Raw genomic sequence first — 20,174 nt, 5'->3', positions numbered from 1 at the left:
GGGAGGGGTCGGGTGCCGGCGACAAGGCGTGGCCGATGATTGCGCGATGAACGACGAGAACGACGAGACGAGCACGAAGGATCAGGCCACGCCCGCAGGGGAGGACACCAGCGGACGCCTGACGATCGGAGAGCTCGTCGGGCTGTCAGGCGTCCGCCTTCCTGCCCTGGACAGCCTGATGGACCAAGTGAGGGCGGCCCTGAGGGAGGCCGTTCCCCTTGAGAACCGCATGGCGGGCATCTTGAAGGAGCTGCCGCCCTGGTCCGGCCTGGGTGAATCCCTCGACCGGATGGCCCGGGAGATGGAAAGGGCGCTCCCCAGCAACTGGTCGGGACTGGCCGGCCGCTATGAGGAGATGGTCCCCGTCATGAGAGACGAGGGCATACCCCTGGCGTGGGTCCCGCCCGCCCCGGTCGTCCGGGAACTCCTCGACGCTCCGGACGCACCGGCACGGCGGACTGTTCTGGAGAAGCACCAGGCGACGGTGTGGGCCGCGTGCCGGGATGCCCTGGACGAGGTCGAACGCCCTGAGCTCACCGAGCAGGCGACGTTGCTGCGTGACTGCGTGGACATGGCCGAGGCCGGACACACCAGCGGCGCGCAGGCCCTGGCTGCAGCGGTGTGGGACACGACCGTCCGCGGGTTCGTGCGGGCCACGCCCTCGTTGCAGACCAGCAGGGGCCGCTTCGCATACAGGGAGCTGCTTGAGGGGCTGCCGAAGGCAGAAGAACAGGAGATGGTCCGCAAGATCAGGGTGGCCTCTCTCTTCGCTCCGTTCGAGAGGGCCTGCCAGCGTTTCGACGAGAACACTCCGGTCCCGGCCTCGTTCAGCCGTCACGCCACCACCCACGCCACCGGGCGGACGCAGTACACCCCGCTCAACACGATCGTCGCGGTGATGTTGGCGGTCAGTCTCCTGCGAGGGCTGGAGGCCGATCCCTTCGAGGTCTCCATCCACGCCTAGGACACCGATTCGCCGGCCCCGAGGACGGGAACGGGCGCCGGGCCGTCGTGCAGGGCCAGGGTGGCGGCCAGGCGCTCGGCGAGCGAGGCCATGTCCGAGGCGGAGGAACGGGTGGGGACTCCGACGGCGTGCTGGGCCTGGTACTCGTCAAGCTGCTGCTCGAAGGACTTGGAGTTGGGGCCGTAGTGCTCCGGGTACGTCCGGGCGAGCCACCAGGCCAGCGCCCGCCACTGGGCGCGCACGTAGCGGGTGTACCGCTGGGTGACCTCCTGCCCGAGCTCGGGGTCGAAATACGTTCGTACCTGTTCCTCGACCACGATCCGGCCCATGCCCGCGTCCATGATTCCCTTCACCGCCTGCAAAGCCATCCGGGCCCGGGCCTGGGTCGCCCGCATGTACAGGTCCACGTACGGGTCGTCGGCGGGCACGGCAGGCTCCCCCTCCTCCCGGGCCTCAGCGGCGTCACGGCCGCGGGACATCCAGCGGGAGAGGGTGCCCCGGGCGATCCCAACGGCGGACGCCGCGTCGCCGATGGAGACGCCGACGCCCAACACCCGGGCGATGGTGTCGATCCGGTCGGGGGTCAGCATGCTTGGCCGGCCGCTGCGGCGAGGGGTGCGTCGTGTGCTGATGGCTGCGGACGGGCGGTGAGGGATACGTCGGGGGCTCATGACGGCGGACCGTACGGATCGTGGGCGCTACCGTCGCGGGCTCTTTCGTGGATTAGGTGACACTCCTTCGCGTGCGCGCGCGAGGCCCAACCGGAGACCCCGGGGTGTTCACGCTGGTCAACCCGCCAAGAGGTCAGTCCTGTTGGGCCTAATAGGGTCAACCCCGTTAGGGGTAGGGCGCTGGCCTGCGGGTTTCCCGGATCGGGTGGAGCGTGGTGTGGTTCGCGTGCGGGCCGCGCGGAGGCGGTACGGTCTGGCGGTGAGGAGTCCACGGGGAGAGGCCCGGATGAGGAGAGAGCCATGGTCCAGGTAACGCTGGAGCCGTTGAAGATCCCGGATCGGCTGCGCATGCCGACCGTGTTCGAGCGGAAGTGGACGGAGCCGGCCAACAAGCTGCAGCCGCGCATCCTGCTCCCGGCCTCCTTCACCGCGCCGTCCATGATTGCCCCGGGCGAGCACCGTGTCTTCATCGTCTTCAACCGCAAGGGCGGCGCCGGGAAGACCACGACCACGCTCGAGCTCGCGTGCGCCTGGGCGGCGATGGGCTACACCGTGCGCATCATCGACGCCGACCCGCAGGACGCCGGCCTGACCGGCTGGCTGCAGCCGGTCTACCCCGAAGGCCTGTCCGCATCGAACCGGCTGACGCTCAAGCACGTCATGTACGGCGAGGCCGGCCTGGACGACGCGACCTACTACACCCGCTACAAGAACATCTACATCGTCCCCAGCTACGAGGACTGCGCGGTCGTCGAGTACGACCCGGCCGTCAGCGGCGAGCGCGTCCTGCGCCGGGCGATCAAGCGCAGTGAGGCGCCGGTGGACATCACCATCGTCGACTGCCCGCCCAAGGTCGGGAAGCTGTCCACCTTCACCCTGGCCATCGGCGGCGAGGTCCTGGTGCCCAACCAGGTGAGCGGCCTGGACGCGATGTCGAACGACTCGCTGCGCCGGACGATCGCCGACGCGCAGGAAGAGTACGACGTCCAGGTTCGGGCGGCCGTACTCACCGCGTGGGGCAAGACGAAGATCGCCCAGCACGTCGGCAACGAGATGGCAGAGCACTACCCGGGCGCGCTGGTGTGCCCGATTCGGCGGTCGGTGGACGCGACCACCGCCCCCGACGAGAAGATGTCGATCCGCGAGTACAACAGGCGGGCCACCACCACGCGTGACTTCGACCAGCTCGGTCACATGCTGGTGGCGCCGCGGGGAGCCACAGCATGAGCAACGGAATGCCCTTCGGACAGGGAACCCTCCTCGGCAAGGAGCTGGGCGGCCAGGCGCCGGCCAGCCCGGGCACGAAGGAGAAGATTCCGGCCTACGTCAGCCCGGACACCATGAACCGGCTGCGTAACGCCGTGGTCGCACTCCAGCGGATCGACGACGAGGACGCCGACGTCCCGGTGTCGCTGTCCGCGTACGTGGAGGCCGCCGTCCTCGCGCAGCTGCGCCGTGACGAGCGCGAGTACAACAACGGGGCGCCGTTCCCGCAGCGCCGCAACAAAAACCTCAAGAGCGGCCCGCCACTCACGAAGTAGTCGGCCGCAGACGACGAGGGCCCCACCGCTTCCGGTGGGGCCCTCGCATGCGTTGGTGCCAGGCAGGCGCCGCAGCACCTCGTACGCTTTAGGCCTGTTAGGCCTAACAGGTCTTCGACGGGAAAATCAGGGCGCCGGCGTCTGTCCGGTTGCGGGCGGGGACACGGGGTTGCTGATCTGCTGCGGCTCGACCTTCTCGGCCCCAGCCCAGAGCCGCTCGGAGCTTTCTCGATATGCCTTCGCGATCTCCGGTTCAGGGGTGATGACGGAGGTCTGGTGCCGGCCGACGCCGTTGAGGGAACTTCCGATGAGCTGGACACCTCCGCCTTCGGCCACGATGCGCCGGTCGTGGAGGTCGGAACCAGCGGTGGCGCGCACCTCGACATCTTCACCGCGGGGCAGGGTGCCCAGTGCGACAGCGATCATCGGGCGTTCCTTGGCGCTGGCCTTCTTGGAGATCAGGATGCGCCGGATCGATGTGCACTCCAGGACCCAGGCGAGCTGCTCCGCCTTGAAGTAGGGGTCCACCAGCAGGCCGGCGCCTGCGGCGGCCAGACGCCGCGTGAGCACGGTGTAGACCAGCGGGTCGGTCGGGCTGAGTACGACGTCCTCTACCGCCGAGGTGGCGTTTTCCTGAGCTTGCCCAGCCTGCCTGATGGCGCGCCCCAGGACGGTGAGCTCCACACCGGCACCGTCTGTCTGGCGGATCCAGCCCACCTTTCGCAGGTACTCCGCGACGGGCTCCGGATGCCTCAGCCGCGATTCCAGACCGACGAGGTCGGCAAAGAGCGGCATGCCGTAGACAGCGTCGCGGGGAGGCGCCTGGGCTGCGAACAGGTCGAGGGCCTGGAGGGAGATGGGCACGCCTTGGCCGGACATGGTGTCGACGTACCAGAGCGCCCGCAGGACATGAGCCGGAATGTGTTCCACAGACCCGAGGGTGTCAGGTCTCCCATCTGTCGGGCACCCAGATTTCGCCGAGGCCTTGCCCGGTTCCGTCGATCCCCATCGGTGTCCCGAGCCGTCTCCGGACGTGCACGTCAGGGTCGGTTGGGTCTGTTAGGTCTAATGGGTCTAATTATTCGTTTGGTCGGTGGGCCTGCCCGGACGTGACTACCGTGCGGGACGTGACGACGAAGCCCGACCTCTTGGACGAGGTGCCCGAGCTCCAGGAAGCCGTGAACGCCGTGTGCGAGGAGGCCCCTTCCGACGCCCGCCGTCGGCAGATCCGGGCCCACGCCCGCGAACTGGTCCGCGCCCTCCAGCACCCCAGCCACCCGCGCAGCGTCGGCGACGACCTGGCCGACATCTTCGACCTGGAGTCACTCAGGGCGTACGAGAAGCTTGCCCTCGAAGGTGAGCTCCGCGACCGCGGGGCGAAGAGGCCGACGTCCGAGGCGACGGCGATGGTGCGCTCGGGGGTGATGGCCCTGCTCCAGCGCGAGCTCGGCCTCGAGGTCCACTACCTGCGCCAGCTCAAGGAGCTCCCCCGCAAGGAGCCGGTCGACGTGGCCCGTCGTGAGCAGCTGCGCGAGAGCCTGGTGACCCTGTCCGACTACGTCGGCCGCCGTACCCACTGGAGCGTCGAGGGCGGCCTGATGGAGCACGGCTACCCCCGCTGGGTGCGGATGCTCGCCATGGCCTCGGTCGTCCTGGACACCGGCGCCCGCGTCGGCGAGCTCTGCGCGCTACGCCTGGAGGACCTCTCCCCAGCCCTGGGTGAGGTCCGCATCCGGCGCCACCCCCAGAACGCCCGCCCCGACAGCCCCGTCTCAGCCGAGGTCTACCCGCTGCGCCGGGCCACCCGGGCCGCACTGCAGCGCTACCTCCTGGTGCGCCGCATGCTGATGAACGACGTCACCGGCGGCGCCGACTGGCTGTGGGTGTCGGTAAGAGGCAACCACGGAGGCGTCGTCGCCGAGGGAGTCGAGCCCGAGTACCGACCCGCCGGCACCACCCTGCAGGCGCGCGGCACCGGCCGCGCCTACAGCGCCACGGTGACCCGGGTGAACATCGACCTCGGCGGAACGCCGGGCTGGTCGCCGCTGCCGGTACGGATGGAACAGCTGCGCCGCGGCGTCGCCCTCCCCGAGCTTCACTTGGTCCCGCCCGCCCCCGATGCCGAGCGGGCGGCCGAGCTGATGGACCGGCTCCAGCGGGCCGGCCGCAGCCTCGCCGCCCTGCCCGACGCCCGGGCCGCCGCGACCACCGGCCGCAAGGCCCGCGACGAAGCCCGCCACGTCCTGCGTGAGGCCTGGCGGCTCGGCATCGACCACGAGGTCCAACTCGCCGCGCTCAGCGCCGGCGGCCTGCTCGCCGTGGACCTCTCCCGCGCCGGATGGGAGCCGGAGCTCCTGCGCTCCCTGGACCGGGCACTGCATTTCACACCGCTTTAGGCCTATTGGACCCAACGCCCCCGACCGTCGTCGCAGGTCGGGGGCATTTCTGTCCCTCAACCCGTCCAAGCCAACTAATAGCTGGCCAACTTCGTGTTGACATAGCCAACTTGGAGTTGGCATCCTCAAGGGGTCAGGACACCGCAGTTCGCCCGCGCAGCCTGACCGCGACGCCCTGACGACCTACCCGAGGAGACGAAGTGAGCGACGAGAAGACGTCCAAGGAAATCGCGACGATCACCCGCGTCGAAACCGTCGCCGAACGCACCGGGGCCGTCGGCATCGGCGAGCTGGCCGACCTCGCGCCGGCCGCAGCCGCCGCGCTGAACCTGCTCGCCGACGCCATCAAGCGCGGCACGGCGGACCAGGACGCGGTCGTCGAGGCCCTCAAGGCCGCCAAGGTCGACGAGGCCTTCGCTGCCGTCCTCACCGCGGCCGCCCACGCCGTGATGGATGCCGCCGAGGACCCGTACGACTTCGACGACCGTCTGGTCGCCGACAACCTCAGCGGCGCCGCCTCCGACGTCCGCCGCGCCTTCCACTGGCTGTAGTCCCACCCGGGCAGCGGCCGAAGCTCCAGGCCGCCAGTCATCAGACCCGTTAGACCCAACGCCCCTAACTTGGAGGACCGCATGGCCCGCATCGAGATCACCTCGTTCGGCTACCTGCACGGCGCCGCACCCGAGGCCCGCGTCACGATCGATCTCCGCCACCACTTCCGCGATCCGCACGTGCGCCCCGAGCTGCGGTACCTGACCGCCCACGACGAGGCCGTGCGCGAGGCGGTCCTGGCCACCAACGGCATCGAGGAGATGCTCCAGGCGACCACCGCCATGGTCGAGGCGTTCGCCGCCGGGCCCCGGCAGGACGAGCCGGTGACCGTCGCGTTCGGCTGTGCGGGCGGCCGGCACCGTGCCGCTACGGCGGCCGCCACCCTCGCCCAGCGCTGCGAGGCCCGGGGCATGGACGTGCGCCTGGTCCACCGCGACCTCGACAAGGACGTTGTCGAGCGCTGACCACTCGCGCCCTCGACCAGCCCCGCCCGAGACCCGCCGACGTTCCGCACACCCAGATCAGAAAGGAAGGAAGTGATCGCCGGCACCGCGTCCGCCATGCCCCTGGGGGAGACAGAGCACCTGCAGATCCTGGCGGCGTGCTTACCCCAGTGGACGGCGGGCGCGGTTTCGCAGGACCGCCCCGTGCTCGTGATCGTCGCGGGGCAGCCCGGCAGCGGCAAGACCACGATCGCCGAACTGCTGCACGCCGCGCTGTCCGCCCGCGGAGGCGCCGTCCGGATCAGCAGCGACCTCTACAAGGCGGCACACCGGAAATACGCCCGGCTGCGGGAGCGGGACATACGGACGGCCGGGGCGGGGGTGCGTGCGGACACCAGGCTCTGGCAGGCCGAGGTCGAGGAGTACGCGCGCTCGGCCCGGCTGGACGTGGTCCTGGAGCTGGCGCTGGCCGACCCGGCCGAGATCCGCGCGGTGTCCGCCCTCTACCGGGCGGCCGGCTACCGGATCGAACTGGTCGTCCTGGCCGTCGCGGAAGCGGTCAGCCAGCTGGCCGTCCTGAAGAGGTTCTTCACCCCTGACGCCGACGGTGGCGGCCGCTACATCGCCTGGGACAACCAGGACGGCTGCGCAACCGGCTTACCGAAGACCGTCGCGCTGGTCGAGGCGGAGCGCCTGGTGGACCGGGTGATGGTGGTCCGCCGCGGGCTCGAGCCGCTCTACGACAACGAACTGGTCGGAAGCCGGTGGCTCCGCCCGGAGGCCGCCGACAGCGTGCTGGAGGCCGAGCGGCTCCGCCCCTGGGACGGCCCGGGGACCCGGATCTTCCGCCGCGAGCTGGTGCGCGCGGAAGTCCTCGTCCACGACGAGCGGCTCCCGGAGGACCGGAGACTGGCCGTGTCGAGGGACGCCGAGCGGGCCGCCGCGGCGGCCGAGCCGCTCCGCCGCGTCGCCCAGCCTCTTCCCGGCCCGCCCGGCACCGGCTACCACCGGCTGAGCACCGACGAGCACACCTGGATCTTCGACGAACTGATCGCCTCCACTTTCCTGCGCAAGACCGTCTTCCGCCCGGATCCGCTGGTGGTCTACCTCGTCGCCGAACCCGGCGCGCGCTCCCTGGAGGCCGAGTGGATGCTGCGCCGGGCCATGCGGCCGGGAACGGTCGTGCTGGACCCCAGAATGCTCAGCGGCTCCCACCCGGACTACTGCCAGCTGGTCCTCGACCAGCCCCGGATTGCATCGGAGGCGGTCCGCCCCGACGCCGAGGCGTGGCAGAACGAGGCCGAGACGTACATACGCGAGCGGCGCGGCGACCTGATCATCAAATCGGCCTTCGCGGACGTGGCCCAGTTCGCCGCGAGCGCGGCCCGGTTCGCCCGGGCCGGGTACCGGATCGAGATCGCCGCCATCGCGGCCCGGGCCACCGACAGCCGCCAGCGCACCCTCATCAGATACGTCCGGGCCATGGAGCTCGACGTGCACATCGAGTTCCCCACACCCGCCGCCCACGCGCAGGCCTGCGCAGTCGCCGCCGACATCGTGGCGGCCGCGGCCGCCGACCCGGCCGTCTCGGCGGTCCGGGTGATCGACGGCGACCACCGCACGCTGGGCCACGGACACTGGGCCTCCTGGGCCTTGGCCGCCGCCCGCCGGCGCCCCTACACCTCGCCGGAAGCTGCCGTCTTCCACGCCGCGCAGCGGGCACTGCACCGGCGGCTCCCCCATCTCAGGGACGAGCTGGACGGCCTGGCCGCCCAGGCACAGCCCCTGATGCCTCCCGCGTGGCGGGTCCGCCAGGTGGAGAGCCGGCCCAGGCCCGCGTACCTGCCGGTGCCCGCGGCCTTGCGGCTCAGCTCTCCTGCTGCAGTTCTCTGAGGCGGGCGGCGTACTCCACCGTGAGCCGCGCGGTCTCCGCCGCGTCCGCAGTGGACAGCCGGCCTGCGTCGTCCGCCGCGCGGTCCCGGGCCGTACGCCAGCCGGCGACCGTGTCCGCCGTGTCCCGGCCGGGGAAGCGGCGGGCGGCGACGAGGCGGGCGTTGTACTCCTCGATCGCCCGACTCACCAGTTCGTGGGCCTGCTCGCTGTCCATGCCGGGCCGGTGAAACGGCGCCTGGTCAGGGTCTTCGGGAGGGAGCGGGACGGTCATGGTGGTGCACCTCAAGGCCGTGCGGACGTACATGGTCGGCCATTGTCGGTGACGCACCGCCACCGCGTCCTACCTGGGCCTAGGTTGGTCCTACAGGCGATCACCGGGGGGATGCGATGGCGGGCAACGGGCGGGATCTGCGGGCGCTGTTCAGTTCGAACGACCGCAGGGTGGAGGCCGCGGAGGCCTTCACGAACCGGCAGGGGCAGTGGGGGATCGTCCTGAACGCGATCACTGAGCATCTGGCCCACATCGCGGCCGCGTCCTTCTCCGTCGAGGACTTGGAGGCGCCGCGGACCAACGTGTTGGCGTTCCACGGAGTCGGCGGCATCGGCAAGAGCACCCTCTCGCGGGCCCTGGAAGCGGCCCTCGCCGGAGCCGGCGGACGCCCGGCCCGCTGGGGCGCACCCGCCTGGCCCGCCCGTCCCGCCCTGCTGCCGATCCGTATCGACCTCGCCCGGTCGGCCGGCAATGACTACGAGCGCATCCTCTTGACCCTGCGCCTGGCCCTTGCCTCACACGTGGGTCGCCCGCTGCCCGCCTTCGACATCGCCCTGCGGCGCTACTGGGACCACCAGCACCCGAACGAGAGCCTGGAGGAGTACCTGAACCGTGGCGGGCTGGCCGACCGGTTCGGCAAGGCACTGCCTCAGCAGGTGCAGTCCGTCCTCGCGGACGTCGCCCAGGCCCTGCTGCTGCCCGGCACCGTCGGCACCGCGGTCGGCGCCCTCACCGGCGCCCTGACCACCGCACTGCGCGAGCGCAGGCAGACCGTGCGGGCGCTGGCCGCGTGCGACCGGCTGGCCGACCTCCTGGACGCCGAGCCCGACACCAACAGCCTCTCCTACTACCCGCACCTGTTGGCCTTCGAGCTCGACCGGCTCCCCGCCGCCCAGGCCGTCGTGCCGGTGGTCATGCTGGACACGTTCGAGGACACGGGCACCCGCACCCACCGCGACCTCGAACGCCTGGTCCAGCGCCTGGTGTGGCTGATGCCGAACGCCCTGTTCATCGTCACCGGCCGCGGCCGCCTGCAGTGGGGAGACACCGGCCTGGAGGGCCAGCTCGACTACACCGGCCCCGTCGCATGGCCGGGCCTGGCGGGGCAGGCGGTCCCCGGCCCGCGCTCCGCCGGTACCCCGGCAGGGTCGGGACGGCAGGTCCTCATCGGTGACTTCGCCCCGGAGGACTGCACCGACTACCTCGCCCGCCGCCTGACCTTCGAGGGCCGGCCCCTGATCTCCGCCGAGCTCCGCGAGGCCATCGCCCAGCAGTCCCACGGGCTGCCCCTCTACCTCGACCTCGCCGCCCACCGGTTCCTGGAACTGCACCGCACCGGGCGGACCCCCTCCGCCGGCGACTTCGGGACCGACTTTCCAGCGCTGGTCACCCGTACCCTCGCCGATCTGACCCCAGACGAGCGCCACGTACTGCGCGCCGTCTCGCTGCTGGACGCCTTCGACCTGCCACTGGCCACCGCAGCCGCGGGTCTGCCGCACCTGTCGGCAGCCGCACGGATGGTGGAGCGGCCCTTCGTCCGCCAGGATGCCTTCGCGCTGTGGCCGTACCACCTGCACGCGCTGATCCGCTCGACGCTGCGTACGGCCGACGACGCCACGGACGACCGCTGGACCGACACCGACTGGCAGCAGGCCGCATCCCGCGCCCTGGCCGCGCTCGGCGCACAGTGGCAGGCGGCCCCGGGCCTCGACCGGCGCCTGCTGGTCGGCTGCCTGCGCCAGGGACTGGCCCTGGCCCGTGACCACCGCCTCGACCTCGACTGGCTCACCCCGGCGGCCTGGGCCTACGTGGACGACTACGTGTGGGAGCCGGTGACCCTCCCGGCCAGGGACGGAGGCGAGGAGGGGATCGCCACCGCCGCCGACGCGCTGGCGGAGCTCCTGTCCGCGCTCGCCCGACGCCAGCACGAACACCGCTCCACCACCGTCTCCCGGCTCACCGAAGTCCTCGACAGCGACCTGCTGCCCGCCGAGCTCGCCGACCTGGCCCTGTACTACCGCTCCAAGGCGTACCGCGACCTCGGCCAGGCCGAAGAGTCCCGTGACGGAATGCGCCGCGTCGCCGACGGCGGAGGCCGCCTCGCTCCCGACGCCGCCCGCGGCCTGGCCCACCTCTCCCGCGTGGCCGGCGACTTCCCCGCCGCGCTCGCCACCGCCCGCACCCTCGGCTGGGACGGCCGGGGCAACCGCGTCCTCGGAGACATCCACTTCGCTCACGGCGACATGGCCCAGGCCACCGCAGCCTTCACCACCGCCCGCACCGACGCCGAGCGGCACAGCAACCGAGGCGAGCAGGCCATCGCCCAGGCCAACCTCGCCCTCACCTACTCCTTCACCGACCCCAGCCGGGCCGACGACGAGATCTCCCTCGCCGAACACCTCCTGGCCGGCCTCGACCAGCGCGCCACCGCCCTCACCGTCCAGGTCGCCGCCCTCGCCCGCCAGGCCGGAACCCTCACCACCCTCGACGGGGCCCGCGCCCTGCGCACCGAGATCCACGCCGCCGGCATCACCGCCGCCCAGGCCACCCTCGAACTCGCGCTCGTCTTCCACCACGCCGTCACCGGCGAACAGGACAAGGCCCAGGCCGCCATCGCCCGCCTCACCGAACTCACCCGGACCGGCGACTACAAGTACTGCGTCGACGTCGCCCGCCACATGGCCGACCTGCGGATGTCCGAACCCTCGACCGTGTCCTGGCTCGACGGGTCCGACGCTGTTCGCGCCCGCTGGCGGAACCTGGTCCAAGCCCGCCGCGACCAGCTCATCGCACAGGCGTAGGGGCACTGGAGCTGTCCTCCCCCCCTACTCAGAGGCGAGCAGGTCCGGCACCATCAGACCTGTTGGGGCTAACAGGTCTGACGGATATGACGAAGGGCCGGACCACGAGTTGGTCCGGCCCTTCGTCGTCTGCTCTGGGGTGTCAGCCGACGCGGCCGACGTGGATGACCACGATGGTGATGGTGGCCTCGGTGATCTCGTACATGACCCGGTAGCGCCCGATGTGGATCCGGCGCAGGTCTGGGGATCCGTAGGGGGTACTGCCCTCGGGGCGGGGCTGGTCGGCGAGCAGGTCGACAGCGTCCATCAGCTGCCGCAGCCCGTCCGGGTCGTCCTTCAGGAACCGGGCGGCCGCGTCGATCGCGGCTTCGTCCCAGGTGATCGCGTACGTCAAGCCGGCTTCACCAGCCCGAGCCGCGCACGGACCTCGTCATGCGGGACAGGCGCGGTGGCCGTGCCGGAGCTCTGGCGCACGCGGTACAGGGCCAGAGCCAGGGAGTCCTCCAGGTCGGCGAGCTCCTGGGCGTTGATGATCACGGCGGCTGGGTGGCCGTGATCCGTGATGGTGATACGTTCCCGGGCGCTGCTCGCGCGGCGGACCAGCGACCCGAACTTCGATCGCGCTTCGGTGATCGGCAGAGTGTCACTCATGTGCACAACTGTACACTTCACGCCGGTCGTGGCTAGTGGCCCCCGGCGGTGCCGTACCGGGAGGCCCTGCCCACCGTGGTTGGTCCCGTTAGGTCTAACAGGACCAAGCACGGCGGCGACCCGAGACGAGAAGACCCCCGTCCGCGAATCGCGGACGGGGGTCCTCTCGAGGCCCGTGGTGACGATGGGCCCCCTCACGTTCTCCCAAAGGATCACGGGCTCCAGCGGGGAGCCGTCGAGGGCGGACTCGGCTCCGGCCGGCAGGGAGCGGCTCCACATGTTCCTTCAGGGAACACGCCCGGTGTTCCTCCAGGGAACAGGCGCGGTGTTCCCTTAGGGAACGAGGTACGACGGCGGACTGGCTGTCGTACGAGGGTGGCCGTACCGTCCGGTTATGGACGACAGCCGCCCGGAGCCCGGCCCGAGGTGTCTGTGGTGCGGTCGACCATTCGACGAGGGCCCTGCCCTTCGACGGTACTGCGCGCGGCCGCGGCTGTGCCGCGACCAGGCATATCGCGAGCGGCGACGCGCGAAGCAGGCCCAGCCTGCCCGCAGCGCCCTCGCCCGCGCAGGGCACAGCCTCGACGTCCACCTGCAGAACGTCCGCGAGGTCCTGCTCCAGGCCGTGCTGCAGGAGGACGCGTGGCCCGGGGTGTTCGCCCTCGCGGCCGCGGGCGTCGAATCCCGCGCGGCGACCCTGGTGCGCGTGTGCGTTCTGGAGGAGCGTGCCGCCGGAACCTCGTGGGAGAAGATCGGCGAGCCGTTCGGCATCAGCGCGGACGCCGCGCGTAAACGCTGGGGCCGCTGGGAGCTCGTGTGCCACCCAGAGGACAACGAGCTCAACAGTGGGTAGACCCGTTGGGGTCAATGGGTCCATTCCTTGCCCGTTTCGATGCCGTGGCGGGCGGCGATCAGTTCCTCCATGAGCCCCAGGACCTCGTCGCGGGCTTCGGCGGCCTTGGTGCCGACGGGCAGTTCGTCGCCGTGGGCCCTGACCAGTGGCCGCAGCTTCCTCAGCCGGGCACCCAGGGCGGGCCCGTCGAGCTCGCGGTGCCAGGAGTCGAGCTCCTTGGCAGAGGCGCGCCGGGCCAGCTGCGGCCATCCGTCGTTGAGGCAGGCCAGCGACCACACCGCGGCGCGCAGCCGGGGCGCATTGGTTTGGCACCAGGTGTCACCGGCCCGGTCACGGGCCCGCTCGGCACGCTGCCGCTCGGGGTAGCGGTCGCCGCGGAAGGACGCTGCATCGCGCTCCAGGCGTACGGACCGGCTCTCCGCGCTCGTACGGGAAGCCAGGCCGAGGGAGTCGGCCACCTGCTGCCAGGAGGCCCCGCGCTCTCGGGCGGCCCGCGTGAGGTCACGCTCCAGGGTGTCCAGCGCCGCCCGGGCCTCGTCGAGCTGGGTGAGCGCGGCCAGGACGTCGTCGGCCGGCACCTCCGGCTGCTCCTGGCCGTCGGGGCCGTGCCGGTCGGTGGCCGCGCGCACCGCGTGCATCGTGCGGACGGGGTCGAGCCAGGTCTGGCCGCCGCTGTACTTCGCCAGCAGCAGGGCCTTGGCGTCCTGCAGCAGCTGCTCCCGGGCCTCGGGATCGATCGTCTTCGCCATGGCTGGGAGCCTGCCACTATTCCGGCGGTGTCCGCGAGTCGCGGACGGGCGCGGCGGGCCGTGTTCCTTCAGGGAACATCACATATCAGGATGATCTACCCCATGGAGTCTCTGACCTGGGCAGATGCCTGCTTTCAGCGAGCCGGTGGATCACCCGAAGCAGGCCCGAGACGGCCCGCAGAGGGGGTCAGGAGCGCCGATCTCCAACGGCACACCCGGGAGTGCCGATTACCACCGGAGAGCCGCACAGGCCCACTCAGAGACGCGCCGCCCTGCTCTTCCAGGTCGCCGCGCGAAGCGCGTCTGTCTTCATCGGCGAAGCCGATGGGTCTTGTAGGTCGTGCCCGTAGGGCTCCTTTCTATGTTCTGACCTGCACGGACTTCCCCAGGGGCGCCCCACGCGCGGCCCGCGTCACCCGAATGGGTGACGCGGGCCGCGCCCCCTCCTCTGACTATTAACAGGCCCTTGCGCCCTCAGATCGCCGGTTCCATCGGGTACATGACCGGCAGGTTCTCCGGCCGTCGGCAGTCCTCAGCTCGGGTCAAGACCTTGCCAGCAGCACGAGGGGGTCAAGATCGTTTCTGCCCGGATGGCGGGCTGAGGTCTCCGGAGCGGGGGTGGTGGGTACGGCGCGGGCCGTACCCACCACCCCGGAGCGTGGAGGAGCAACGGCCTGTTAATAGGAGTGCCTGTTCCGCTTCGGAACAAGGCCGGCCGTCGGCAGCTTCCTGGCAGGTTCACGGCTAGGGCCAAGACGGCTGGCAGCAGGGGCGGGGTTGCTGTTGGAGGCGAAGCCGAGCTCTCTCTCGCTTTGCGGTGCCTGACCCGGTCGAGGCCGCGCTGCCGCTGCGGCCTGCGGTGCAGGAGAGAGAAGAGCTTCTTGGGGGGGCTTATTAGGGGGGAGCGTTTCCCCAGGTCAGCGAGGTGCTGCCGATTTTTTTCCGACCAGGCTGGTCGGAAATCCGTCGGGTCTGGTCGGAAATCCGACCAGCACAGTTGGGGAGCTGCCCGGCCGGGGCCCGCGAACGACGACGCCCCCGGCGCAGGAGCGCGCCGGGGGCGGGGCCGGTGTGTGACTACGGAACGCACCCTCGCAGACAGAGCGGACACCGTCGCGGGCTCACGACGGTACGAAGTCCGTGAAGCGCGCGTAGTGGGACTGGAAGGCGATGTTGGCGGCAATGCCGGGGCGCGCGCTCCGTGCCTTCGCGACGACGAGGTCGGCCTCCCACGGGCGGGACGTCGGGTCGTACGCGTCCTCGCGGTGGACCAGGACCACCGTGTCCGCGGCGAAGACAATCTCGTCCTGCAGGTCCTCCAGGGCCGGCATCCTGTGGGGCCGCCTCGACGCGGCCCACAACGGGGCGGTGGCAACGATGGGAACGGCCAGCTCGCGCGCGAGGGCCTTCAACGCCCGTGCCGCCTGGCCGAGGGAGAGACCGGGGCCCATCGCCTCCAGGCCGTCGACCCCGACGAGCTGGACCTGGTGCTCGTGCACCAGGCGCCGGGCGTGCTCCGTCAGCTGGCCGTCCGTGAACGAGGCCGACGCCATCACGAACAGCGGGGCGACCTCCAGGACCGACTGCGCACGCTCCAGCCGGCGGAGGTCCTCGTCGGTGAGCTCGCCCGTCCGGATGTGGTCACGCTCCACCCGAGCAGCCGCGGACAGCAGGCGGACCATGATCTGCTCCGTGCTCTGCTCCGTGGAGGCGAACAGGGCGGAGACCGCCTCCCGCTCCTGCGCCTGTGGGAGCCCGCCCAGGAACCTGCCGCCGACGTTCCACTGGCAGATGTTCTGCAGGAGGGTGCTCCTGCCCAGGCCAGGCCGAGACGCAAGGACCGTCAGTGTGCCCGGCTCCAACCCGCCCATCGCGGTATCCAGCCCCTCGAGTCCGGTGCGCAGCCCCGGCCGATGTCCGAGGCTGTGCGCCGGCGCCTCCTCGCTTCTCGCGAGGAGCTCCGCCAGCGTGAGCACGGGCGACTGCTCGGTCGACTCCATCGGAGGACGTCCTTTCAACGAAGGGGTGGCCGCACCGATGCGGCCACCCCAAGGTGGGAAAACAGGCAGGTCACAGGCCGATCAGGTGCTCGCCATGTCGACGAACCGGCTGTAGTGGCCCTGGAAGGCCACGCTGATCGTCGCCGTCGGCCCGTTGCGGTGCTTGGCCACGATCAGGTCTGCCTCACCCGCGCGGGGCGACTCCTTCTCGTACGCGTCCTCACGGTGCAGCAGGATCACCATGTCCGCGTCCTGCTCGATGGAGCCGGACTCGCGGAGCTCGCCGATCTGCGGCCTCTTGTCGGTGCGCTGCTCGGGCCCGCGGTTGAGCTGGGACAGCGCGATGACCGGGATCTCCAGCTCCTTGGCCAGCAGCTTGAGGTTGCGGGAGATGTCGGAGACCTCCTGCTGGCGGTTCTCCGGGCGCCCCATGCCGCCGGACTTCATCAGCTGCAGGTAGTCCACGATCAGAAGGTCCAGGCCGCCCTTGCTCTGCTTCATCCGCCGGGCCCGCGAGCGGATCTCGGTCATCGACAGGTTCGGGGAGTCGTCCACGATCAGCGGGGCCGCGTCAATGTCGGGCGTACGGCGGACCAGCCGGGTCAGGTCGTCCTCGGTGGTGGTGCCGGCGCGGATGTGGTGCAGGGCGACGCGGGCCTCGGCGCTGTAGAGCCGCTGCAGGATCTCGGCGCGGCCCATCTCCAGGGAGAAGAACGCGACGGTGTGGCCGTAGCGAACCGCTGCGGAGCGGGCGATGTCCAGGGCGAGGGTGGACTTGCCGATCGCCGGGCGGGCGCCGATGACGATGAACTGGCCGGGCTGGAAGCCGTTGGTGAGGCTGTCGAGGTCGGTGAGGCCGGTGGGGATCCCGCTGATCTCGGCGGTTCCCTTCATCCGGGCGTCGAGGTCGTCCCAGAAACCGGCCACGTCCTCGCGGACGTAGGCGTAGCCGGCAGTCTGCTCCCGGGTTGCCAGGGCGTCGAGGATCTCGGCCTCGACGGAGCTGCGCACCTCGTCGAGCTCGCCGACCTTGGAGTAGCCGAGCTGCGTGATCTTCGTTCCGGCCTGGACCAGCCGGCGCAGGACGGCGTGCTCGTGGACGATCTCCGCGTAGTAGGCGGCGTTCGCGGCGGTGGGCACGGCCTGGACGAGGGTGTGCAGGTAGGAGACGCCGCCGACCTTGGCGATGTCACCGCGCCGCGTGAGCTCGGCGCCGACCGTGATCGGGTCGACCGGCTCGCCCTTGCCGTACAGGTACAGGATCGCGGCCTGGATGGTCTCGTGGGCCGGGCGGTAGTAGTCCCGCTGCTGCATCGGGGTGTCGAGGACCTCGCCGATCGCGTCCTTGCTCAGCATCTGGCCGCCGAGGGTGGCCGTCTCGGCTTCGAGGTTGTGCGGCGGAACGAGTTCGAAGCCGTTCCGGCCGGAACGCTGCTGCTCGTCGTCACGAGCGGCGTTGGGTGCGACGATGGTCATACGGATCTCCTTGGCGAGGTCTTCTGTGGCGGCCGGTTCTTCGCGGGAGCGGCCGCCACAGGCATGTGCGGAAGTGCGGGTGCGGGTCACGCGGGCTGACCGGCGCGGAGCCGGGCCAGCAGGTCGGCACCGTTGACGGACTCGGGTCCGGACGCCTGGCGTTGCCGACGCTCACGCTCGGCCAAGCGGCAGGGCGAGCAGTCGCCCTCCTCGAACGCGGGGTGCCGCTCGCACATCGGCGGTCCGGAGCGCTGCTTCGGCAGCGAAGCCTGTGGGGCCTCGGGCCAGGTCATCGCGTCCTCGATGCTCTTCCAGCTCGGCTTCACCCGGCCCATCCACTCGGCCAGACGGCACAGGTGGTCCAGGTTTGCGCCGGCGGCCAGGAGCTCAGTGGCCTCGGCGCCGATGGTGGCCGCGCGCTTGGGCAGGTACGGGTGACCGCTGGCCGCCATGCCACTGGCCCAGGCCTCCACCACGGGGGCAGCGGCCGAGACGTCACCCGCGGGGTCGGCACCGGCGCCGGGGGCGACGGCCTTCTTCACCGGCTTCTTCGGCGTGGCCTTAGCGGCGGGCGCGGACCGACTGTTCTTGGGAGCGGGGGTACCGGACCCGGCCGGGGGCGCGGATTTCCCCGTCCCGGCCGCAGGCGCCGGCGCGGCAGGGGCCTGCGGCCGACTGGAGGTCCGCCGCACCTTGCCGTCATCGGTCCGGGTGTGGACCGGAGGCTGGGCCGGGTTCTCGCGCCAGTCGGTCGTGTAGGCGTCGAGCTTGTCCCACACGTTCCGCCAGCCCGTGTACACGTCCGGCGGCAGGTCGTTGACCTGGTACTTCCGGAAGGAGTTCTGGATGCCGCCCTTACCCGTCGAGGTGATCAGCCGTTCATCGCCGTCGGGGTTCACGACCAGGCCGTGCTCCGCGAGCAGGCGCAGGGCGTCCTTGACCATGGTGGGACTGCACGGCTTGTCGTTGATGCCGGGCAGCAGGTAGCACAGCTGGTCCACCGACATCCGGCGCAGGCCGCCACCGGTCCGCCGGGCCGTCTCGGAGACCATCGCCCGCAGCAGCAGGTACAGGTGGAGGGCGGTCCGGGTGATGCCGGGCACCAGGAGCACCCAGTCACGGACCTGGGTGTAGGACCAGTAGTCGGTGATGTCGCCTTCGAACTCGAGGTTCTCGGCGTTCTCGTCCATGACAGGAGCGTTCATCGGGCCACCGCCCCGGCGGCCGGCGCGGAGGTGAAGGCGTTGCTGTCGAGCAGGTTCGTAGTCACCAGGCCGTTGTATGCGCCAAAGCGGACAGGCCCGCCGGAGCAGGTCAGCGCTCGATTCAGGGTGTATTTCATAGTCACGGCGCCTTCGTACGCGGCCGCGACGGTTAGTGTCGCGGGCTCCGCGGAGGCGGGCCGGAGGGGGCGGTGCATGCGGTGTTCGGCTCCCGTTCGGGGTAGGAGCCGTACGTCGGTGGGGATCACCCGGACAGAGAGGTCACACCAGAGGTGGTGCTGCGCAATCCTGAGATTGCTCGCTATCCTGGTTGGTGGTAGCCGGGTCCCTTGGACTTGGTACCCGGCGTTACCGCCGACGTACGACTCGAGGATCTGTGGCTTGTCTAGGGCCGGGTTGCGAGTCGTTTGTGCATGGAAGGTCGATGGCCGTCACCCTGCTGGACACAGGGCGGCGGTCATCGTCTGTTTTACGGGTCCATCGTCGAGTCCATTCGCCGGTTGGGCTGACCGGGAAGTCCGTGGTAGAAGCAGGTCCGACCGCGATCATGCACCGCCGTCAACCTGTTGTAACTTGCCGAGCCGGGCTTTGGTGCCGCTGTCCCGTCTGCCGGGCGCGAACTTGCCAGGGCATCCCGCAGGGCGGGACCGCGGCGTGTCGCCGGGCCCAATGTGGGCGTGTTCGCGTACGGGTACGCGTAGCCTGCCACCGCAGGCACCTCCGATTCAGGTGCTTGACCGCGCACGTCGGGCTTCCACACACCGGCGTTGCGACCGACAGGCCCCCACGGGGGCCTGTTCGCGTTTTGCGGGCCCATCATCCTCCTCAGCCGACTCGATCGTGGTCAGTGGGCGAACTCTGGGTGTGTCGGGCGTCATCGAACGCGATGAACGCCGCGGTCGCGTCGTCGCTCACCTTGAACCTGGCCCAGCGGGTGCCATCCCTGTCGGAGGCCTCGGCGGATCGGGTCCTGGAGATGAGCGCGGCTGGCCCGGAACCCTCCAGTACGTCGAGCAGCTCCTCCCAGGACAACTGGTGGAAGGTGTCGGCGAGACGGCTGGCGCCGTCCGACAGCAGTGCTGCCCGGCGGACTGCGGTGGCCGGGACGCTACCGGTGATGGCGTGGTCCGCAGCGGCAGGGTCGGTCGAAGCGACCCAGTAGCCGCCGGGGCTGTTCCGCAGGCTGCGCTGTACGGCGACGAGTTCGGATACTCGGGCAGCTCGCTCGGGGGTGCCCGCGGGGCCGGCCAGCGCTGCGGCCATTTCTTGCCCCGCGACGTCCTCAACGCTGGTGTCTGCCACGGCCTGGATGACCCCGTCCGTGTCCAGCACGAGCACGGAGTCGGACAGGACGAGGTAGTCGATGATGTCCTGACGCTGGCGCAGCATGACCACGGTTGCAGCAGGGACTGCCTTCTGGTCGAGCGCGCACGTGTCGGAGTGCATCGAGTTGACGTCCTGGATCGCGGTCCGGAGAACCTCTGCGAGTGGCTGTTCGTCGTCGCCCATCAGAGCGACCAGGCGTGCGCCGAGCTGCCGGACGAGCCACGGTGTGCCATGGCAACAAGCCATCGGCAGGTCCTTCGGTGCGGACAGCCCATCGAGCACCACGACGCCGCTGGGGCCCGTGAAGACGCCGTCCTCGTTCTCGTCCCCCACGCCCTTCGCTGACGCCGTGGTGATCTGCATG

The 20,174-nt window shown here is 70.7% G+C and carries 20 protein-coding genes; 9 read left to right on the top strand and 11 right to left on the bottom strand.

What is annotated here, in order from left to right; genetic code table 11:
* The first annotated feature begins 46 nt into the window (after positions 1–46).
* A complete protein-coding gene (locus DRB96_RS10370) occupies positions 47–964 on the top strand; it encodes a hypothetical protein (RefSeq protein WP_112448170.1) in 918 nt (305 codons plus the stop codon).
* Here the strand turns inward: DRB96_RS10370 and DRB96_RS10365 are convergent.
* On the bottom strand, positions 961–1,554 hold the full coding sequence (locus tag DRB96_RS10365) for a hypothetical protein (protein WP_112448169.1): 594 nt from the start codon (positions 1,552–1,554) through the stop codon (positions 961–963). The genes DRB96_RS10370 and DRB96_RS10365 overlap by 4 nt on opposite strands.
* A gap of 381 nt (positions 1,555–1,935) precedes the next feature.
* Between DRB96_RS10365 and DRB96_RS10360 the strand changes: the two genes are divergently transcribed.
* Together DRB96_RS10360 and DRB96_RS10355 are read left to right on the top strand one after the other, a co-directional pair.
* Positions 1,936–2,862 carry a ParA family protein gene (locus DRB96_RS10360; protein ID WP_112448168.1) on the top strand — a complete coding sequence of 309 codons (927 nt, stop codon included), beginning with the start codon at positions 1,936–1,938 and terminating at the stop codon, positions 2,860–2,862.
* Complete coding sequence (locus DRB96_RS10355; RefSeq protein WP_162688721.1) at positions 2,859–3,176, top strand: hypothetical protein; 318 nt, start codon at positions 2,859–2,861, stop codon at positions 3,174–3,176. Before DRB96_RS10360 ends, DRB96_RS10355 begins: the two co-directional genes overlap by 4 nt.
* Positions 3,177–3,302: 126 nt before the next feature.
* Here the strand turns inward: DRB96_RS10355 and DRB96_RS10350 are convergent, their stop codons facing one another.
* Entirely contained in the window at positions 3,303–4,106 is an 804-nt protein-coding gene (locus DRB96_RS10350; protein ID WP_112448166.1) for a hypothetical protein, read from the bottom strand.
* A 197-nt stretch (positions 4,107–4,303) separates the two neighbouring features.
* On the opposite strand from DRB96_RS10350, the gene DRB96_RS10345 reads away from it, so the two are divergent.
* The 4 genes from DRB96_RS10345 to DRB96_RS10330 all read left to right on the top strand — a co-directional run bounded on the left by DRB96_RS10345 (position 4,304) and on the right by DRB96_RS10330 (position 8,460).
* Positions 4,304–5,572 (top strand): site-specific integrase, encoded by a 1,269-nt coding sequence (locus DRB96_RS10345; protein WP_112453323.1) that lies wholly within the window; start codon positions 4,304–4,306, stop codon positions 5,570–5,572.
* A 200-nt stretch (positions 5,573–5,772) separates the two neighbouring features.
* Positions 5,773–6,123 carry a hypothetical protein gene (locus DRB96_RS10340; protein WP_112448165.1) on the top strand — a complete coding sequence of 117 codons (351 nt, stop codon included), beginning with the start codon at positions 5,773–5,775 and terminating at the stop codon, positions 6,121–6,123.
* 81 nt (positions 6,124–6,204) lie between these two features.
* Positions 6,205–6,588 carry an RNase adapter RapZ gene (locus DRB96_RS10335; RefSeq protein ID WP_112448164.1) on the top strand — a complete coding sequence of 128 codons (384 nt, stop codon included), beginning with the start codon at positions 6,205–6,207 and terminating at the stop codon, positions 6,586–6,588.
* Positions 6,589–6,660: 72 nt separating this feature from the next.
* On the top strand, positions 6,661–8,460 hold the full coding sequence (locus DRB96_RS10330) for a zeta toxin family protein (RefSeq protein WP_112448163.1): 1,800 nt from the start codon (positions 6,661–6,663) through the stop codon (positions 8,458–8,460).
* On the opposite strand, the gene DRB96_RS10325 is transcribed toward DRB96_RS10330, so the two are convergent.
* On the bottom strand, positions 8,435–8,731 hold the full coding sequence (locus DRB96_RS10325; protein WP_162688722.1) for a hypothetical protein: 297 nt from the start codon (positions 8,729–8,731) through the stop codon (positions 8,435–8,437). The genes DRB96_RS10330 and DRB96_RS10325 overlap by 26 nt on opposite strands.
* Before the next feature lie 116 nt (positions 8,732–8,847).
* On the opposite strand from DRB96_RS10325, the gene DRB96_RS10320 reads away from it, so the two are divergent.
* Positions 8,848–11,532 (top strand): ATP/GTP-binding protein, encoded by a 2,685-nt coding sequence (locus DRB96_RS10320; protein WP_112448161.1) that lies wholly within the window; start codon positions 8,848–8,850, stop codon positions 11,530–11,532.
* A 142-nt stretch (positions 11,533–11,674) separates the two neighbouring features.
* Here the strand turns inward: DRB96_RS10320 and DRB96_RS10315 are convergent, their stop codons facing one another.
* Together DRB96_RS10315 and DRB96_RS10310 are read right to left on the bottom strand one after the other, a co-directional pair.
* A complete protein-coding gene (locus tag DRB96_RS10315) occupies positions 11,675–11,926 on the bottom strand; it encodes a type II toxin-antitoxin system RelE/ParE family toxin (RefSeq protein ID WP_112448160.1) in 252 nt (83 codons plus the stop codon).
* The gene (locus DRB96_RS10310; RefSeq protein ID WP_112453322.1) at positions 11,923–12,183 is read right to left on the bottom strand and encodes a type II toxin-antitoxin system Phd/YefM family antitoxin; all 261 of its coding nucleotides are present in this window, start codon (positions 12,181–12,183) and stop codon (positions 11,923–11,925) included. The genes DRB96_RS10315 and DRB96_RS10310 overlap by 4 nt, the downstream gene beginning before the upstream one ends.
* A 394-nt stretch (positions 12,184–12,577) precedes the next feature.
* Here DRB96_RS10310 and DRB96_RS10305 point away from each other — a divergent pair, with 394 nt between their 5' ends.
* Complete coding sequence (locus tag DRB96_RS10305) at positions 12,578–13,036, top strand: hypothetical protein (protein ID WP_112448159.1); 459 nt, start codon at positions 12,578–12,580, stop codon at positions 13,034–13,036.
* Between the two features lie 11 nt (positions 13,037–13,047).
* Here the strand turns inward: DRB96_RS10305 and DRB96_RS10300 are convergent, their stop codons facing one another.
* The 6 genes from DRB96_RS10300 to DRB96_RS10275 form a co-directional block, all read right to left on the bottom strand.
* Entirely contained in the window at positions 13,048–13,785 is a 738-nt protein-coding gene (locus DRB96_RS10300; RefSeq protein ID WP_112448158.1) for a hypothetical protein, read from the bottom strand.
* A gap of 1,121 nt (positions 13,786–14,906) precedes the next feature.
* Positions 14,907–15,785, bottom strand: a complete 879-nt coding sequence (locus DRB96_RS10295; protein WP_112448157.1) for a DnaB-like helicase C-terminal domain-containing protein — start codon at positions 15,783–15,785, stop codon at positions 14,907–14,909.
* Between the two features lie 81 nt (positions 15,786–15,866).
* Entirely contained in the window at positions 15,867–17,261 is a 1,395-nt protein-coding gene (gene dnaB / locus DRB96_RS10290; protein ID WP_112448156.1) for a replicative DNA helicase, read from the bottom strand.
* Between the two features lie 86 nt (positions 17,262–17,347).
* Positions 17,348–18,451, bottom strand: a complete 1,104-nt coding sequence (locus DRB96_RS10285) for a hypothetical protein (protein ID WP_112448155.1) — start codon at positions 18,449–18,451, stop codon at positions 17,348–17,350.
* An 11-nt stretch (positions 18,452–18,462) separates the two neighbouring features.
* On the bottom strand, positions 18,463–18,603 hold the full coding sequence (locus tag DRB96_RS42775; RefSeq protein ID WP_162688742.1) for a hypothetical protein: 141 nt from the start codon (positions 18,601–18,603) through the stop codon (positions 18,463–18,465).
* A gap of 706 nt (positions 18,604–19,309) precedes the next feature.
* Positions 19,310–20,173 carry a protein phosphatase 2C domain-containing protein gene (locus tag DRB96_RS10275; protein WP_112448153.1) on the bottom strand — a complete coding sequence of 288 codons (864 nt, stop codon included), beginning with the start codon at positions 20,171–20,173 and terminating at the stop codon, positions 19,310–19,312.
* Position 20,174 lies beyond the last annotated feature (1 nt).

Origin of the sequence: Streptomyces sp. ICC1 (assembly GCF_003287935.1) — a bacterium.
Classification (GTDB): Bacteria; Actinomycetota; Actinomycetes; order Streptomycetales; family Streptomycetaceae; genus Streptomyces; species Streptomyces tritrimontium.
Note: the sequence above shows the minus strand (reverse complement) of the source record. Positions and strands in the feature narration are given on the sequence as shown.

Bases quoted from the DNA above. Each gene is read 5' to 3' on its own strand.
- DRB96_RS10370 (WP_112448170.1), top strand. From the start codon at position 47: ATGAACGACGAGAACGACGAGACGAGCACGAAGGATCAGGCCACGCCC.
- DRB96_RS10365 (WP_112448169.1), bottom strand. From the start codon at position 1,554: ATGCTGACCCCCGACCGGATCGACACCATCGCCCGGGTGTTGGGCGTC.
- DRB96_RS10360 (WP_112448168.1), top strand. From the start codon at position 1,936: ATGGTCCAGGTAACGCTGGAGCCGTTGAAGATCCCGGATCGGCTGCGC.
- DRB96_RS10355 (WP_162688721.1), top strand. From the start codon at position 2,859: ATGAGCAACGGAATGCCCTTCGGACAGGGAACCCTCCTCGGCAAGGAG.
- DRB96_RS10335 (WP_112448164.1), top strand. From the start codon at position 6,205: ATGGCCCGCATCGAGATCACCTCGTTCGGCTACCTGCACGGCGCCGCA.
- DRB96_RS10325 (WP_162688722.1), bottom strand. From the start codon at position 8,731: ATGACCGTCCCGCTCCCTCCCGAAGACCCTGACCAGGCGCCGTTTCAC.
- DRB96_RS10320 (WP_112448161.1), top strand. From the start codon at position 8,848: ATGGCGGGCAACGGGCGGGATCTGCGGGCGCTGTTCAGTTCGAACGAC.
- DRB96_RS10310 (WP_112453322.1), bottom strand. From the start codon at position 12,183: ATGAGTGACACTCTGCCGATCACCGAAGCGCGATCGAAGTTCGGGTCG.
- DRB96_RS10305 (WP_112448159.1), top strand. From the start codon at position 12,578: ATGGACGACAGCCGCCCGGAGCCCGGCCCGAGGTGTCTGTGGTGCGGT.
- DRB96_RS10300 (WP_112448158.1), bottom strand. From the start codon at position 13,785: ATGGCGAAGACGATCGATCCCGAGGCCCGGGAGCAGCTGCTGCAGGAC.
- DRB96_RS10295 (WP_112448157.1), bottom strand. From the start codon at position 15,785: ATGGAGTCGACCGAGCAGTCGCCCGTGCTCACGCTGGCGGAGCTCCTC.
- dnaB (WP_112448156.1), bottom strand. From the start codon at position 17,261: ATGACCATCGTCGCACCCAACGCCGCTCGTGACGACGAGCAGCAGCGT.
- DRB96_RS10285 (WP_112448155.1), bottom strand. From the start codon at position 18,451: ATGGACGAGAACGCCGAGAACCTCGAGTTCGAAGGCGACATCACCGAC.
- DRB96_RS42775 (WP_162688742.1), bottom strand. From the start codon at position 18,603: ATGAAATACACCCTGAATCGAGCGCTGACCTGCTCCGGCGGGCCTGTC.
- DRB96_RS10275 (WP_112448153.1), bottom strand. From the start codon at position 20,173: ATGCAGATCACCACGGCGTCAGCGAAGGGCGTGGGGGACGAGAACGAG.